Genomic DNA, 14,471 nt, shown 5'->3' with positions numbered 1-14,471 from the left:
CGTTTGGCTGTGGGGGCTTGGTGGCGGCTGCGTTGGGGTGTCCGGTTTGCGCTTTTGTTGAGTGGGAGCTGGGGGAGCGGGGGTTAGGGCTTTGTTGCCGTTAGGGTCAGGCTTGTTGGGTTCTTTGCGCAGCGGGCGGCGCGGTCTTGGTTCGCGGGGGAGACTGTCGCGGCTGGTTTTACTGGGGACCAGTCGATGTTGGTGAAGCCTGCGGTTTGCAGGACTTCTACGATTGTCTTGGTGGGCCAGTGGTGTACTTCGATCTCGGTCGGCGGGGTCGTTAGGACGGCTACCTTGAACTTGTCGCCTTCCTGCGGGTTTGGCGGGCGGTGGGTGCGGAAGCCGGCGGCGGTTTCGGATTCTTCGCTGGAGTCTGCGTTCGCGCTTAGGACGACCAGTCTGCCGCCGGGTTTTAGGTTGGCGTGCATGGTGTTTGCCATGGTTTGCATGGTTTTCCGGGAGTCTGCGTAGTGCAGTACGTGGATGGCCGTCACTACGTCGAACTCGCCTTGCGGCGGCATTGCTGCCAGGTCTTGGACTTGGTAGGTGATGCCTTGCGGGTTCCGTGCTTCTTCTTGCTGTGCCAAGGCGATCATGCCGGGCGAGAGGTCGGTGCCCACTACTTGCGCCGCGCCCAATTGCTTGATGCGGCGAGTGAAGCTGCCTTCGCCGCAGCCTACGTCCAGTACTCGCAGGTCGTGCAGGTCGCCTAGGAGTTCCTGGAAAGAAGGCCATTCCAGGTTTTCCCGGACGAAGCTGATTACTGCTTCTATTTCGGCGAAGGTGGCGGCTACCTGGTCGTACTGGTCGACAGGTTCTGTCATGGATCGTCTCCGTGCTCAGGCTGGGCGGATGGTGGCGTAACCCTGGCCGGGGTCCGGTTTCAGGGCTGAGGTGTCGGCGAAGACCACGTTCGCCAGGGGGAGGGGCTGGTGGTAGAAGTTCAGGGAGGCGTCTACGTCGAAGATTCTGCAGGACGAGACGAAGAACGGTAGTTCGGCGATCAGGTAGTTTTTCGCTTCGGTGATTTGTTCTGGAGTGGGATCGCCGGTTAATCCTTTGGCGGCTAGGACTTCTTTGGTCATTTCTGTGCTGGCCTCGGCTAGTGCGGGGTCTGTCGAGGTCAGGCGGGCGCAGTGCGTCAGGGTTTCGGTGTAGGTGGGGTTTGCTGCGAGTTCCGACATTCGGTGCAGGCCGTCGGCTGGCCTGGGGCCGCCAAGGTCGGTCCAGGCTCGGGTTACCCGGTTTCGCAGGACGTTGGTTTCTGCTCTGGCCTTCTTCGCTGCCCTGGCCTCGTCGTAGCCGAGGGCGGTGAAGGTGTGTTTCAGGGCGCTGTCCGGGATGATGACGTCGATTTGCTTGAATTCCGTTTGCAGCCAGTCCAAAGTGACGCGCAGGCGGTCGACGTTGAAGTAGCTGTTGCCTGGGCTTACGCCGAAAACCGCGTGGCGGCGGGATTCCCAGACTTCGCGGCAGGACGTGGTCAGAGGCTCCACGCGGAAGCCGTTGCTGATCATGTCCAGCGTCCGGTGCCGGGGGCGGCCGCGGTGTCCAGGTGGGTGCGGCGGAGTTCTTCCCGGACGATTTTTCCGGTCGCGGTCCTCGGCATGTCCGCTGTCGTGATGACGACCGGGTCGGCCAGGGCGGGGAGGCCGGTGCGGGCTCGGGACCAGTCGGTTTCGTCCAGGCGGCCGTCCCGGGTCGAGACGACGGGGAGGGGCAGGTCGTTCTCGCGGGGGAGGATGGCCACGTCGGCGCCTTCGGGCAGGCGGTCCACCAGGGTGTCTTCGAATTCCAGGTAGCCGATGCCGGACGAGACGTTGACCTCGCGGTCCACGATCTTCAACGCGCCGGTCGGGGTGAGGATGCCGATGTCGCCGGTGTTCCACCAGTCGCCCACCAGTTTTTCCTTCCAGCGTTCGGGTTCGCCGTAGTAACCGGCGCAGCGGGCCTTCGTTTTGGCGAGGACCAGGCCGGGGCGGCCGCGTTCGACCGGTGCGAAGGTCGACGGGTCGACGATCTTCAGGGTGACGAAACCGGGCATGGGGCGGCCGACGACGCGCGGGCCGGGTTTGTGGTCGCGCGGGCGGTTCGCGGAGCGGCGCGAGATCACGGTCATGCCCATGCCGCCCGTCTCCGACTGGCCGTAACCGTCGCGCCACAGCGGGAACGGGTGGCGGGACGCGTTCAGGAAACGGCGGATCACCGGCCAGCGGATCGGGTCGAAATTTCCGGCGAACAGGCGGATGTCGGCGAACGGGTTGTCCGCGCCGGTGCGGATCAGCGGGGCCATCGTCGAGTAGTCGATGGGCAGCGCTTCCATGAAAGTGGGGCGGTACCGGCGGAACACCCGGTCGACTGTCTCCGGAGAGCTGTCGTCCATGGCCAGCACGGTCGCCGGGGAGAGGGTCAGCACCGAATAGATCCAGGTGAAGGCCCGGGCGTGCACATAGGGCGTGAACATGGCCACGACGTCGTTGCGCCGGAACGTCAAGGGCGGGAAATGGCGGCATTCCAGCCTGGCCATTTGTTTTTGGATCGTGGCCGGAGGGAAGATGATCAACTTGGGGATGCCGGTGGTGCCCGAGGTGTGGGTGAGCATCAGGAGTTCGTCGTCTCGGCGCGGGACGGCGTGCAGGTGCGGCTCGGCTTTGAGGTCCGCGTAAGTTCGCGCGTGCGGGGAATCGCCGCGGACGCTGAAGATCTTTCCGGCGAGATCGGGGAACACCGCGGGCGAGATTTCCGCGTGTTCGATGCGTTCCGCGTCGGTGACGACTGCCGCCGGTTCCACGCGGCGGATCAGGCTTTGTACGGCTTCCTTTCCCAGCATGCCGGACAGCATCACGGCGACCGCGCCGATCCGGGCGATCGCGGCGGCCAGCAGAATGCAGTCGAAATGATTGGCTTTGTAGACGACCACCCGGTCGCCGGGTTTCACGCCCGCTTTGCTCAGCACGCCCGCGGAATCCCGGACCAGGGCCGCCAGCGCGGGAAGATCCAAGGTCGAGCGGTTTTCCCGGTCGATGTCCAGCGGCCGGGACAGGTGGAACGTCATGGGCTTGCCCGAACTGCTTCGGTGATCGAACAGTTCGCCCAGGCTGAAGGCCCAGTTCGGTTTCATCGCTGAAGTGCTCCTATGCGGTGGAATGCGGCATCGCGACGCCGATCGCCGCCCTTGCCCGAATGCGGGCAAGGGGCAGCGCAGCGAGTCGGATGGCGCGCGAATCGCTGGAGGGAATGTTTCGATGGCAGAGCAAAGCTGATCCGGGAACCGCCCCCGCGGCACCCGGATCAGTGAAGATGGCCTACCGGTAGCCGGTAAGCGAACACGCGGAAACGTGCTGAAGCGAATCCACTCAAGCCCCCTGATGTTTTGAGTTTCGCTTTAGACCCCATTAGAGCTATACCTGAGCCGATAGTGACTGTCAATCGTCCGTTGGAGGCGGCCAATGCGAGTACTGCGACAAGTGGGGGACCCGGTGCGGTGACGCGAGAGTGTCGTTGTGTCGGTTTTGTCGTGGCTGGAATGTGGCTGGAATGAGCTGGTGGAGTGGGAGAACGTCTCGGTTAAGGTAGGCTGGTCCGTGCGGGCGTTCTGGGGCTGGAGTTTATTCTGGGGAGAATTGCCGGAAGGTGGGATTCAATCAACGAAGGCGCGAGCATTTCGTTAGGTCGGGCTTGTTCGACCGCCTCCGCCCGCCGGTTTCCGGGATCGGCAAGGAGGTCGGCGGCTAACGCAGTTCGCGGCTTTTGGCTGCGCTCAACGGATCCAGCGGCGGCACCGGCAGAGTCTGCCCGGCCAGGAGGCTGCGGATGCTGGCGATGAGTCCGGCGTGCCAGGTGCGGTGTGCGGCGTGGCGGACCGTGAGTTCTTTCTGTGCCGCAATGGCATCTGCGGGGAAACCGGCGAGCAGGTCGAGCAGGTCGAGGAGGACCCTGATCTCACTCCGGCCGGTTGCCGCCGATGTGCGTGGTGAGCGTGGCGGCTGTCGCGGCGACAGCTTCGGCTAGGTCGGGGAAGGTCTCTTCGCAGGGACGGTCGTCTGGACAGAGGTGGCGCAGCGTCACGCTGATCGCGGCCATCGGGCGAGAGCCGTGGTCGAACACTGGGGCGGCGACAGAAGCGAAGCCCGCTGTCACGTGACCGTCTTCCACTGACCAGCCGAGGCGGCGTTCGGTGGCCAAGGTGCGGCGTAGCGCGGCTAGCGAATTAGGCCCGCGCGGAGTGCGCAGGACGAACGACGCGGCGGCTGGGAACAGGGCGCGGACGTGTGCGGCTGGCAGGTGCTGCAGCATCGCGCGGCCGGAGGCGGTCAGGTGTGCGGGCAGGCGTACGCCGACGTCGGTGACCAGCGTTTCCGGGCGCGCTGGGCGTTCCTTGATCAGGTACAGCGATTCGTTGCCGTGCAGGACGCCCAGGTGCGCGGTGTGGCCGATGCGGTCGACCAGTTTGCGCAGCAGCGGTCCGGCCAGCCGCTCCAGCGGGTCGTGGCGCAGGTAGGCCGAGCCGAGTTCGAAGGCGGCGATGCCGAGGCCGTAGCGGCGTTCGGCGGGCAGGTGGGTGACGAAACCGGCCGCGGTCAGTTCGTTGAGCAGGTGATAGGTCGTCGACCGCGGCAGGTCGAGGTCTCGGGCGATGGCGGCGGCTGAGACCGGTCCCGCGTGGCCGGCGAGCAGGCGCAGCACGGAGAGGCCGTTGCGCAGGGCGGGAACGTCGGAACTGCTCATGGTCACCTCCTCTCGAAGCGTGCGAGGGGACCCCTCGGTCCGCCCAGACGGAGTATGAGGGGTCCCTTCGCTCCGGTAGTCGAGGCTCTCGCCACGTGTTGTCTTGGATGCCAGACACTACCGCCAACTCCGCACTGTCGCTGGCGCTCGCCGGGAGGTGCAATGGCGGCATGCCGGAACCAGTCCTCCTGAGCTCGAAGCCGATGACCGCGGCGCAGGTCGTCGACATCGTCCGCGGGCACGCGCACGTCGGGCTCGCCGAGGCGGTCGAGAAGAACCTCGCCGCCACTCGCCAGCACATCGAAGACCTCGCCGACGCCACGTCGCCGACCTACGGGGTCTCGACCGGGTTCGGCGCGCTCGCCACGCGCCACATTCCCGTCGAGAGCCGCACCGCGCTGCAGCGCAGCCTGATCCGCTCGCACGCCGCGGGTGCCGGGCCCGCGGTGGAGACCGAGGTCGTGCGCGCCCTGATGCTGCTGCGCCTGCGCACGCTGGCCAGCGGCTACACCGGCGTGCGCCCGCAGACCGCGCAAACGCTTGCGGCCCTGCTCAACGCGGACATCACGCCGGTCGTGCACGAGTACGGTTCGCTCGGCTGCTCCGGCGACCTCGCGCCGCTGGCCGCGGTCGCGCTGGCGTTGATGGGCGAGGGCGAGGTGTTCCACGCGGGCGAGCGGAAGCCCGCTGCGGACGCCTTGCGGGCCTCTGGGATCACGCCGGTGGTGCTGGCCGAGAAGGAGGGCCTCGCGCTCACCAACGGCACCGACGGCATGCTCGGCATGCTGCTGCTCGCCGCCGCGGATCTGCACCGGCTGCTGGACGTCGCGGACCTCACCGCGGCGATGAGCGTCGAGGCGCTGCTGGGCACCGACCGCGCGTTCGCCGCTGACCTGCAGGCGCTCCGTCCGCATCCCGGGCAGGCGACCAGCGCGGCGCGGATGTTCGCGGCGCTGCAGGGGTCGAAGATCGTGGAAAGCCACCGCGGTCCGGACTGCAACCGAGTGCAGGACGCGTACTCGCTGCGGTGTTCGCCGCAGGTGCACGGCGCCGCGCGGGACACGCTCACGCACGCGGAACTGGTCGCGGAGCGGGAACTCTGGTCCGCTGTGGACAATCCGGTGGTGCTGGCCGACGGCCGGGTGGAGTCGAACGGCAACTTCCACGGCGCGCCGGTCGCGTACGTGCTCGACTTTCTCGCGGTGCCAGTGGCGGACGTGGCGAGCATCGCCGAACGCCGCACCGACCGGATGCTCGACCAGGCCCGCTCGCACGGGCTGCCGCCGTTCCTCGCGCACGACCCCGGCGTCGACTCCGGGCACATGATCGCGCAGTACACACAGGCCGCCGTGGTCAGCGAACTCAAGCGGCTCGCCGTGCCCGCCTCGGTCGACTCGATCCCGAGCAGCGCGATGCAGGAGGACCACGTGTCCATGGGCTGGTCCGCCGCGCGCAAGCTGCGCAAGGCGGTCGACGGCCTGACCACCGTGCTCGCCGTCGAACTGCTCACCGCGGCCCGCGCGCTCGATTTCCGCGCGCCGCTGCAGCCTTCGCCGGTCACCGGACGCGTCCGTGACCTGCTGCGCACCAAGGTCGAGGGCCCTGGCCCCGACCGTCACCTGGCGCCCGAGATCGCGGCCGCCGAAGAACTCGTGCGGTCGGGCGCTGTCCTGGCCGCGGCCGAACTGGAGGCCTGAGCATGACAAGCACCGCCCGTACCGTCCGCGCAGCCCGGGGCACCTCGCTGACCGCGAAGAACTGGCAGACCGAGGCCGCGCTGCGGATGTTCCACAACAACCTCGACCCCGAGGTCGCCGAGCGGCCCGACGACCTGGTCGTCTACGGCGGCACCGGTCGCGCCGCGCGCAACTGGGCGAGCTTCGACGCGATCACCCGCGAGCTGACCGCGCTGGAGCAGGACGAGACGCTGCTGGTCCAGTCCGGCAAGCCGGTCGGCGTGTTCCGTACCCACGAATGGGCACCGCGGGTGCTGATCGCGAACTCGAACCTGGTGGGCGACTGGGCGACCTGGCCGGAGTTCCGCCGGCTCGAGCAGCAGGGCCTCACCATGTACGGCCAGATGACCGCCGGTTCGTGGATTTACATTGGCACGCAAGGCATTCTGCAGGGCACCTACGAGACGTTCGCCGCCGTCGCGAAGAAGCGTTTCGGCGGAACCCTGCGCGGCACGCTCACCGTCACCGCCGGGCTCGGCGGCATGGGCGGCGCGCAGCCGCTGGCGGTCACGATGAACGACGGCGTGGCGTTGTGCATCGAGGTCGACGCCCAGCGTGCGCACCGCCGCGTCGAGCACCGTTATCTCGACGAGGTGGCCGACGACCTGGACGACGCGATCCGGCGGGTCACCGCGGCGAAGAAGGAACGGCGGCCGCTGTCGGTCGGCGTGGTCGGCAACGCCGCCGAACTGCTGCCGGAGCTGCTGCGCCGCGACGTCGAGGTGGACATCGTCACCGACCAGACCTCGGCGCACGACCCGCTGTCCTATCTGCCCAAGGGCATCAGCGTGGACGACTGGCAGGACTACGCGGCGAAGAAGCCGGACGAGTTCACCGACCGGGCGCGCGAGTCGATGGCCGAGCACGTCGACGCGATGCTCGGCTTCCTCGACCGCGGTGCCGAGGTCTTCGACTACGGCAACTCCCTGCGCGGCGAGGCGAAGCTCGGCGGCTGCGAGCGTGCGTTCGACTTCCCCGGCTTCGTGCCCGCCTACATCCGTCCGCTGTTCTGCGAGGGCAACGGGCCGTTCCGCTGGGCCGCGCTGTCCGGCGACCCGGAAGACATCGCCGCCACCGACCGCGCGATGCTCGAGCTGTTCCCGGAGAACGAATCGCTGGCGCGCTGGATCAAAATGGCCGGCGAGCGGGTCGCGTTCCAGGGCCTGCCCGCCCGGATCTGCTGGCTCGGCTACGGCGAACGGCACCTGGCCGGTCTGCGCTTCAACGAGATGGTGGCCAGCGGCGAGCTGAAGGCCCCGGTCGTCATCGGCCGCGACCACCTCGACTCGGGCAGCGTCGCCTCGCCGTACCGGGAGACCGAGGGCATGGCCGACGGCTCCGACGCGATCGCGGACTGGCCGCTGCTCAACGCGCTGGTCAACACGTCGTCCGGCGCGAGCTGGGTGTCCATCCACCACGGCGGCGGGGTCGGCATGGGCCGGTCCATCCACGCCGGGCAGGTGAGCGTCGCGGACGGCACGCCGCTGGCCGCGCAGAAGCTGGAGCGGGTGCTCACGAACGACCCGGGCATGGGCGTCATCCGGCACGTCGACGCCGGGTACGACCGCGCGGCCGACGTCGCCGACGAGCGCGGCGTGCGGGTGCCGATGCGGGAGCAGGCGTGACCGCATCCGGGCTGCTCGGCGAGATCGCCGACGTCGGGCGCGATGCCCGGCGCGGCGGTTACTCGCGGCACGCGTTCGACGCGCCGGAGCACGACCTGCGCACGTGGTTCGTCGAACGGGCGCAGCGGCTGGGCCTCGACGTCGAGACCGATCGCAACGGCAACCTGTGGGCGTGGTGGGGCGCTCCCGGCGCGGACGCGGTCGTCACCGGAAGCCACCTGGACTCGGTGCCGGGCGGCGGTGCGTTCGACGGGCCGCTCGGCGTGGTGAGTGCGCTGGCGGCCGTGGAGGCGTTGCAGGCCAAGGGGTTTCGTCCGAACAAGCCGTTCGCGGTGGTGGTCTTCGCCGAGGAAGAGGGCGGGCGTTTCGGCGTGCCGTGTCTCGGTTCGCGGCTGCTCACCGGGACGATCGACGCGGACCGGGCCCGAGCGTTGCGGGATCCGTCCGGTGTCACGTTCGCTGAGGCCGCGGCGAAGTCCGGGCTGGACGTGGACCGGGTCGGCGCGGATCCGGACCGGCTCGGGCTGATCGGGCAGTTCCTGGAGCTGCACGTCGAACAGGGCCGGGGGCTGATCGACCTCGGATCGCCGGTGGCGGTCGGCAACACGGTGATCGCGCACGGCCGGTGGCGATTCTCCTTTGCCGGACAGGGAAACCACGCGGGTGCGACGTTGCTCGCGGACCGCGTCGATCCGATGCTGCCCGCCGCCGAGACCGTGGTGGCGGTGCGGCGGATGGCGCGGAAGCTGTCGGACGCGCGGGCGACCGTGGGACGGCTCGTGCCCACGCCGGGCGGGACGAACGTGATCGCGTCCACTGTGGACCTTTGGCTGGACGCACGGGTTCCGGGCACTTCGACGCCGGAGCTGGTCGAGGAGATCACCCACGCGGCGAAGGCGGCAGCGGAGGAGGAAGGGTGCGAGCTGGTGGTCACGCGCGAGTCGTACTCCGACGACGTGGTGTTCGACGAGTCGCTGCGGCGGTCGCTGGGGGAGTGGCTGGGCGCTCCGCCCGAACTGCCCACCGGTGCCGGGCACGACGCGGCGATCCTGGCGGGATTCGTGCCGTCCGGGATGCTGTACGTGCGCAATCCGACCGGGATCAGCCATGCGCCGGAGGAATTCGCTGAGGCGGACGACGTCGAGGCTGGGGCGACGGCGCTCGCCGAGGTGCTGGAGCGGCTCGCGAGATGACCACCTACTGGTGCGAACGGGCCTGGCTGCCCGACGGGGTCGCGGACGCGGTCCGGATCGAAATCGCCGACGGCCGGATCGTTTCGGTGACCGCCAATGCGGAGAGGACTGGAACTGTCCTTAATGGACTAACGCTCCCCGGGTTCGCCAACGGTCATTCGCACGCGTTCCACCGCGCGCTGCGAGGCCGGACGCACCACGAGCGGGGCACGTTCTGGACGTGGCGGGAGCGGATGTACTCGCTCGCCGCCCGGCTCGATCCGGACTCGTACTACCGGCTTGCCCGGGGTGTGTACGCGGAAATGGTGCTGGCGGGCTACACGAGCGTCGCCGAGTTCCACTACCTGCACCACGGGCCGGGCGGCAAACCGTACGCGTCGCCCAACGCCATGGGCGACGCGCTGCGGCAGGCCGCGCGGGACGCCGGGATCCGGATGACCCTGCTCGACACCTGCTACCTCGCGGGCGGGATCGGCGTGCCGCCGGACGAAGTGCAGAAGCGGTTTTCGGACGGTTCCGCCGAAAACTGGGCGGAACGCGTCGCGCTGCTGAAAGAAGACGACCTGTTCCGCGTCGGCGGGGCGATCCACTCGGTGCGCGCGGTGCCGGAATACGAGCTGCCGAAGGTGGACAACGCGGTGCCGGAGGACCGGCCGCTGCACATCCACCTCTCCGAACAGCGCGCGGAGAACGAGCAGTGCGAGGCCGCGTACCGCTGGACGCCGACCGGGCTGCTCTGGGATTACGGCGTGCTCGGCGAACGGCTCACCGCGGTGCACGCGACGCACCTGACCGAGCAGGACATCAAGTGGCTGGGCGATTCCAGGAGCGGCGCGTGCTTCTGCCCGACCACCGAACGGGACCTCGGCGACGGCATCGGGCCGGCCCGGAGCCTGCTTGACGCGGGCGTGCGGCTCGGCATCGGGAGCGACAGCAACGCGGTGGTCGACGCGTTCGAGGAGACCCGGGCGCTGGAGTTGGACGACCGGCTCGCCAGCGAGGAACGCGGCCGGTTCACCGCGGAGGAACTGCTCGCCGCGGGGACTGAGCACATCTCCGCCGGCTGGCCGGAGACCGGCACTATCGCGGCTGGCGCTGGAGCGGACCTGGTCACGGTCGCGACGGACACCGTGCGCACGGCTGGGATCGAACCGTCCGGCGTGCTGTTCGCCGCCTCGGCCGCGGACGTCCGTACCGTGGTGGTGGCCGGGCGGGAAGTGGTGCGCGAAGGTGCGCACGTGCTGATCGAACGACCGGAAACCTTACTGGCCAAGGAGATCGAGGCGCTGTGGCAGTTCTGATCACCGGAATCGGCGAGCTCACCACGAACGACCCGGAGCTGGGCAAGCTCCGCGGTGCCGCGCTGGTGCTCGACGGCGAGACCGTCGCGTGGGCAGGCCCGGCCGCACAGGCCCCGGACGCCGACGAGCGCGTCGACGTCGAGGGCCGGGCTGTGCTGCCCGGGTGGGTGGACAGCCACACCCACCTCGTGTTCGCGGGCGACCGGACCGCCGAGTTCGAGGCGCGGATGGCCGGACAGGCTTACGCGGCAGGCGGAATCGCGGTCACCGTCGATGCGACACGGGCTGCTTCGGACGAGCAACTGGCGGCGAACCTTCGTCGACATGTCGAGGAAGCGGCCGCGCAGGGCACCACCTGCCTGGAGACTAAGACCGGGTATGGCCTCACCGTCGCGGACGAGGCACGGTCGGCGCGGATTGCGGGCGCGGTCGCGGATGAGGTGACCTTCCTCGGTGCGCACCTGGTGCCGCCGGGTGCCGACGCGGAGTCCTATGTGGACTTGGTGTGCGGCGAGATGCTGGACGCGGTCGCGCCGCACGTGCGGTGGGCCGATGTGTTCTGTGAGACCGGTGCGTTCGACGAGGCGCAGTCGGCGCGCGTGCTCAAAGCGGCGGCGGAACGCGGGCTTGGGCTGCGGGTGCACGGCAATCAGCTCGGCGAGGGCCCGGGGGTGCGGCTGGCGGTCGAGCTGGACGCGGCGAGTGTCGACCACTGCACGTACCTGAGTGATGCCGACGTTGAGGCGCTCGCGTCGTCCAACACGGTCGCGACAGTGTTGCCTGCGTGCGATCTGTCCACGAGGCAGTCGCTGGCTCCGGCGCGGCGGCTGCTCGACGCTGGCGCGACGGTTGCGTTGGCCAGCAACGCGAACCCGGGCAGCTCGTACACCACGTCGATGGCGTTCTGCGTGACGACAGCCGTGCTGCAGATGCGGATGACCATCGACGAGGCCGTGTGGTCGGCGACCGCCGGTGGCGCGCGGGCGCTTCGCCGCGACGACGTCGGGTATCTCCGGCCGGGCGCGCGGGCGGATGTGCACGTACTCGATGCCCCGTCCACTACGCATCTCGCTTATCGGCCCGGGGTCCCGTTGACCCACGCGGTGTGGCGGAAAGGGGCAAAGCTGCGTTAATCAGGGTGGCGACGGCGTCCGCGGCTGCGCTAACGTGAAAGGGAACAGGACGCGCGAAAGACCATTGTCCGGTATGGGTTAGGCCGGACAACATATTCGCTCTGTTTCCAAGCGCCCGGCGTGGGCCAGCCCAGTGCGTCCCTCTCGAACCAGTATTGGTACGGAAGGGACTTGACTGATGGCGGACCACGCGAACAACACGGACAGCACTGTGCTCGTGATCGGGGCGGGCCTCGGCGGGCTGTGCCTCGCCCAGGGGCTGCGCAAAGCCGGGATCCCGTGCGAGGTCTACGAACGCGATTCCGCACTGGACGCGCGCAGGCAAGGCTACCGGCTGCACATCGATTCCCACGGCGACCAGGCGCTGCGCGAAGTCCTCCCGCCGCACCTGCACGAGCTGTTCCTGGCCGCCTCCGGCCGTCCGCGCAACGCCACCACGATCTACGACAGCCAGCTGACGCCGGTCACCGAGTTCGTGCTGGACGACGGCGAGGTCCAGCGCAACGTCAACCGGTTCACCCTCCGGCAGATCCTGTTCGAGGGCCTCGAGAACGTCCGCTTCGGCAAAGAGTTCGTGCGGTACGAAAAGCACGGGAACGGCGTGATCGCGCACTTCGCCGACGGGACACAGGCACGCGGCGCGGTTCTCGTCGGCGCGGACGGCGTGAATTCGCCAGTGCGCCGGCAGTACCTTCCGCACGCGCAGGTCGTCGACACCGGATTGCGCCAGCTGTACGCGAAAATCCCGCTCACCGCGACGACTCGCGAACTGTTCGATCCAGAGATGTTCGCCGTGTTCAACATCGTTTCCGGGCCGGAGAAAGAGATGATCGGTTTCGCGCCGGTCGACTATCCGGAGCCGATCGCCGACGCCTGCGCGCGGCTCGCGCCCGAGGTCCGGCTCAACCCGGACGAGCCGTACATGACCTGCGCTTACGGAGCTCGCAAGGAAATCTTCGGGCGGACCGACGACGAACTCCGCTCCCTGTCCGCGGACGCGATGCAGAAACTTGTGCTCGACCGCGTCGCGGACTGGAATCCGCGGGTGCGCCGGATGGTCGAAAGCTGGCTCCCCGGCTCGCCCTTCCTCGTCTCGATCCGGACCAGCGTGCCGATCGGGCCGTGGGAGCCGTCGCGGGTGTCCCTGGTCGGCGACGCGATCCACGCGATGAGCCCGTCCGCCGGAGCCGGGGCGAACACCGCGATGCGTGATGGCACCGCGCTCGCCGCCGCGTTGAGCAGCGGGAAGCCGGACGCGATCGGGGAATACGAGGCGGAAATGCGCCGGTACGGATTCGCCGCGGTGCGCGAGTCCGCGGCGAACGGAGAGCAGCATCTGGGACAGAATCCATTGCCGCAAATGTCTCCGGTGCCCGTTTTCTAACGAGTCCGAGAAGCGCGCGGAGGCAGAGTTGCTGCCTCCGCGCCCGGCTCTGCGCGCGGTCCCGAACCGCTCGGGCGACGATGAATCCGGACCAGCAGGTGAACGGCGGAAAACCGGCAACGGCGGCAAGATTTCGTTCATTCAGAGTTCAACTACTGGCCACTCGCTGAGGGCTCTGGAGACACCGCCCGCGTCGGTACCGTCACTCCCGCAGGACACTCCGAACTGGAGAGCGGGCATGGACTTTTCTCTCATCGTCCTGGTGGTGATCGTCGCGGCGCTGGCCTTCGACTTCACCAACGGGTTCCACGACACGGCCAACGCGATGGCCACTTCTATCGCCACCGGTGCGCTGAAGCCCCGGGTCGCGGTCGCGATCTCAGCGGTATTGAATCTCGTCGGCGCGTTTCTTTCGATCGAGGTCGCGAAAACCATTTCCGGCGGGATCGTCGACGACACCAAGGTCACGCCGGTGGTGATTTTCGCCGGATTGGTCGGGGCCATCGTCTGGAATCTCGTGACGTGGCTGGTCGGGCTGCCGTCGAGTTCGTCGCACGCGTTGTTCGGCGGGCTGATCGGCGCGACCTGGATCGCGTCCGGCGCGGACGCCGTGCACTTCGCGAAGGTCGTCGAAAAGGTGCTCATCCCGGCGATCGCTTCGCCGGTGGTGGCGGGCATCGTCGCGATCGCCGGCACCTTCCTCGTCTACCGGATCACCGCCAAGTCCCGCCAAGACGTCGTCGGCAAGGGCTTCAAGACCGGCCAGGTGCTTTCGGCCAGCCTGGTTTCGCTCGCGCACGGCACCAACGACGCGCAGAAGACGATGGGCGTCATCACACTCGCGCTGATCGCCGGCGGTTCGCTCGCGCCAGGGTCGAACCCGCCGGTGTGGGTCATCCTCGCCTCCGGGACGGCGATCGCGCTCGGCACCTACTTCGGCGGCTGGCGGATCATCCAGACGATGGGCAAGAAGCTCACCGAAATCCAGACGCCGCAAGGGTTTGCCGCCGAGACGAGTTCCGCGGCGGTCATCCTGGCCTCGTCGCACCTCGGCTTCGCGCTGTCGACCACGCACGTCACCTCGGGCGGCATCATCGGCTCCGGACTCGGCCGGAAACTCGCCGAGGTCCGCTGGGGCGTCGCGGGCAAGATGGTGATCGCCTGGGCGCTCACGCTCCCCGCCGCCGCGATCGTCGGGGCCATCGCCGCCGCGGTTTCCACGCGCGGCAGCTGGGGCACCGTCCTCGTCGGCGGGGTCGGAGTGCTGCTCGCGCTGGGCATCTGGCTCGCGTCACGGCGCAATCCGGTCACGCCGGCCACCGTCAACAACGAGCCGGAGGGCGCTGAGACCGCCCCGGTCGCGGCCTGAGG

Annotated in this window: 11 protein-coding genes; 7 read left to right on the top strand and 4 right to left on the bottom strand. The window is 68.6% G+C overall.

All coding sequences use genetic code 11. The annotated features are described in order from the left end of the window. Positions 1 to 83: 83 nt before the first annotated feature. The 4 genes from D0D37_RS37155 to D0D37_RS37140 form a co-directional block, all read right to left on the bottom strand. Positions 84 to 824, bottom strand: a complete 741-nt coding sequence (locus D0D37_RS37155) for a class I SAM-dependent methyltransferase (RefSeq protein WP_116205261.1) — start codon at positions 822 to 824, stop codon at positions 84 to 86. A 15-nt stretch (positions 825 to 839) separates the two neighbouring features. Next, on the bottom strand, positions 840 to 1,517 hold the full coding sequence (locus D0D37_RS37150; RefSeq protein ID WP_116205260.1) for a tRNA-dependent cyclodipeptide synthase: 678 nt from the start codon (positions 1,515 to 1,517) through the stop codon (positions 840 to 842). Continuing rightward, a complete protein-coding gene (locus D0D37_RS37145; protein ID WP_208720320.1) occupies positions 1,514 to 3,121 on the bottom strand; it encodes a class I adenylate-forming enzyme family protein in 1,608 nt (535 codons plus the stop codon). The genes D0D37_RS37150 and D0D37_RS37145 overlap by 4 nt, the downstream gene beginning before the upstream one ends. An 821-nt stretch (positions 3,122 to 3,942) precedes the next feature. Next, positions 3,943 to 4,728, bottom strand: a complete 786-nt coding sequence (locus D0D37_RS37140; protein WP_116205259.1) for an IclR family transcriptional regulator — start codon at positions 4,726 to 4,728, stop codon at positions 3,943 to 3,945. A gap of 170 nt (positions 4,729 to 4,898) precedes the next feature. On the opposite strand from D0D37_RS37140, the gene hutH reads away from it, so the two are divergent. The 7 genes from hutH to D0D37_RS37105 all read left to right on the top strand — a co-directional run bounded on the left by hutH (position 4,899) and on the right by D0D37_RS37105 (position 14,469). Beyond that, positions 4,899 to 6,425 carry a histidine ammonia-lyase gene (gene hutH, locus D0D37_RS37135; RefSeq protein WP_116205258.1) on the top strand — a complete coding sequence of 509 codons (1,527 nt, stop codon included), beginning with the start codon at positions 4,899 to 4,901 and terminating at the stop codon, positions 6,423 to 6,425. A gap of 2 nt (positions 6,426 to 6,427) precedes the next feature. Next, a complete protein-coding gene (gene hutU / locus D0D37_RS37130) occupies positions 6,428 to 8,089 on the top strand; it encodes a urocanate hydratase (protein ID WP_116205257.1) in 1,662 nt (553 codons plus the stop codon). After that, the gene (locus D0D37_RS37125; RefSeq protein WP_116205256.1) at positions 8,086 to 9,282 is read left to right on the top strand and encodes an allantoate amidohydrolase; all 1,197 of its coding nucleotides are present in this window, start codon (positions 8,086 to 8,088) and stop codon (positions 9,280 to 9,282) included. Before hutU ends, D0D37_RS37125 begins: the two co-directional genes overlap by 4 nt. After that, positions 9,279 to 10,583 (top strand): formimidoylglutamate deiminase, encoded by a 1,305-nt coding sequence (locus tag D0D37_RS37120; RefSeq protein ID WP_116205255.1) that lies wholly within the window; start codon positions 9,279 to 9,281, stop codon positions 10,581 to 10,583. The genes D0D37_RS37125 and D0D37_RS37120 overlap by 4 nt, the downstream gene beginning before the upstream one ends. Further along, positions 10,571 to 11,716, top strand: coding sequence for an imidazolonepropionase (hutI, locus tag D0D37_RS37115; protein ID WP_116205254.1), 1,146 nt, complete (start codon positions 10,571 to 10,573; stop codon positions 11,714 to 11,716). Before D0D37_RS37120 ends, hutI begins: the two co-directional genes overlap by 13 nt. 178 nt (positions 11,717 to 11,894) lie before the next feature. Continuing rightward, complete coding sequence (locus D0D37_RS37110; RefSeq protein ID WP_116205253.1) at positions 11,895 to 13,100, top strand: FAD-dependent oxidoreductase; 1,206 nt, start codon at positions 11,895 to 11,897, stop codon at positions 13,098 to 13,100. A 238-nt stretch (positions 13,101 to 13,338) separates the two neighbouring features. Beyond that, positions 13,339 to 14,469 (top strand): inorganic phosphate transporter, encoded by a 1,131-nt coding sequence (locus D0D37_RS37105; protein ID WP_116205252.1) that lies wholly within the window; start codon positions 13,339 to 13,341, stop codon positions 14,467 to 14,469. The last annotated feature ends 2 nt before the right edge of the window (positions 14,470 to 14,471 follow it).

It is taken from the genome of Amycolatopsis circi (genome assembly GCF_003385235.1).
Lineage (GTDB): Bacteria > Actinomycetota > Actinomycetes > Mycobacteriales > Pseudonocardiaceae > Amycolatopsis > Amycolatopsis circi.
Note: the sequence above shows the minus strand (reverse complement) of the source record. Positions and strands in the feature narration are given on the sequence as shown.

Bases quoted from the DNA above. Each gene is read 5' to 3' on its own strand.
- D0D37_RS37155 (WP_116205261.1), bottom strand. From the start codon at position 824: ATGACAGAACCTGTCGACCAGTACGACCAGGTAGCCGCCACCTTCGCC.
- D0D37_RS37150 (WP_116205260.1), bottom strand. From the start codon at position 1,517: ATGATCAGCAACGGCTTCCGCGTGGAGCCTCTGACCACGTCCTGCCGC.
- D0D37_RS37145 (WP_208720320.1), bottom strand. From the start codon at position 3,121: ATGAAACCGAACTGGGCCTTCAGCCTGGGCGAACTGTTCGATCACCGA.
- D0D37_RS37140 (WP_116205259.1), bottom strand. From the start codon at position 4,728: ATGAGCAGTTCCGACGTTCCCGCCCTGCGCAACGGCCTCTCCGTGCTG.
- hutH (WP_116205258.1), top strand. From the start codon at position 4,899: ATGCCGGAACCAGTCCTCCTGAGCTCGAAGCCGATGACCGCGGCGCAG.
- hutU (WP_116205257.1), top strand. From the start codon at position 6,428: ATGACAAGCACCGCCCGTACCGTCCGCGCAGCCCGGGGCACCTCGCTG.
- D0D37_RS37120 (WP_116205255.1), top strand. From the start codon at position 9,279: ATGACCACCTACTGGTGCGAACGGGCCTGGCTGCCCGACGGGGTCGCG.
- D0D37_RS37110 (WP_116205253.1), top strand. From the start codon at position 11,895: ATGGCGGACCACGCGAACAACACGGACAGCACTGTGCTCGTGATCGGG.
- D0D37_RS37105 (WP_116205252.1), top strand. From the start codon at position 13,339: ATGGACTTTTCTCTCATCGTCCTGGTGGTGATCGTCGCGGCGCTGGCC.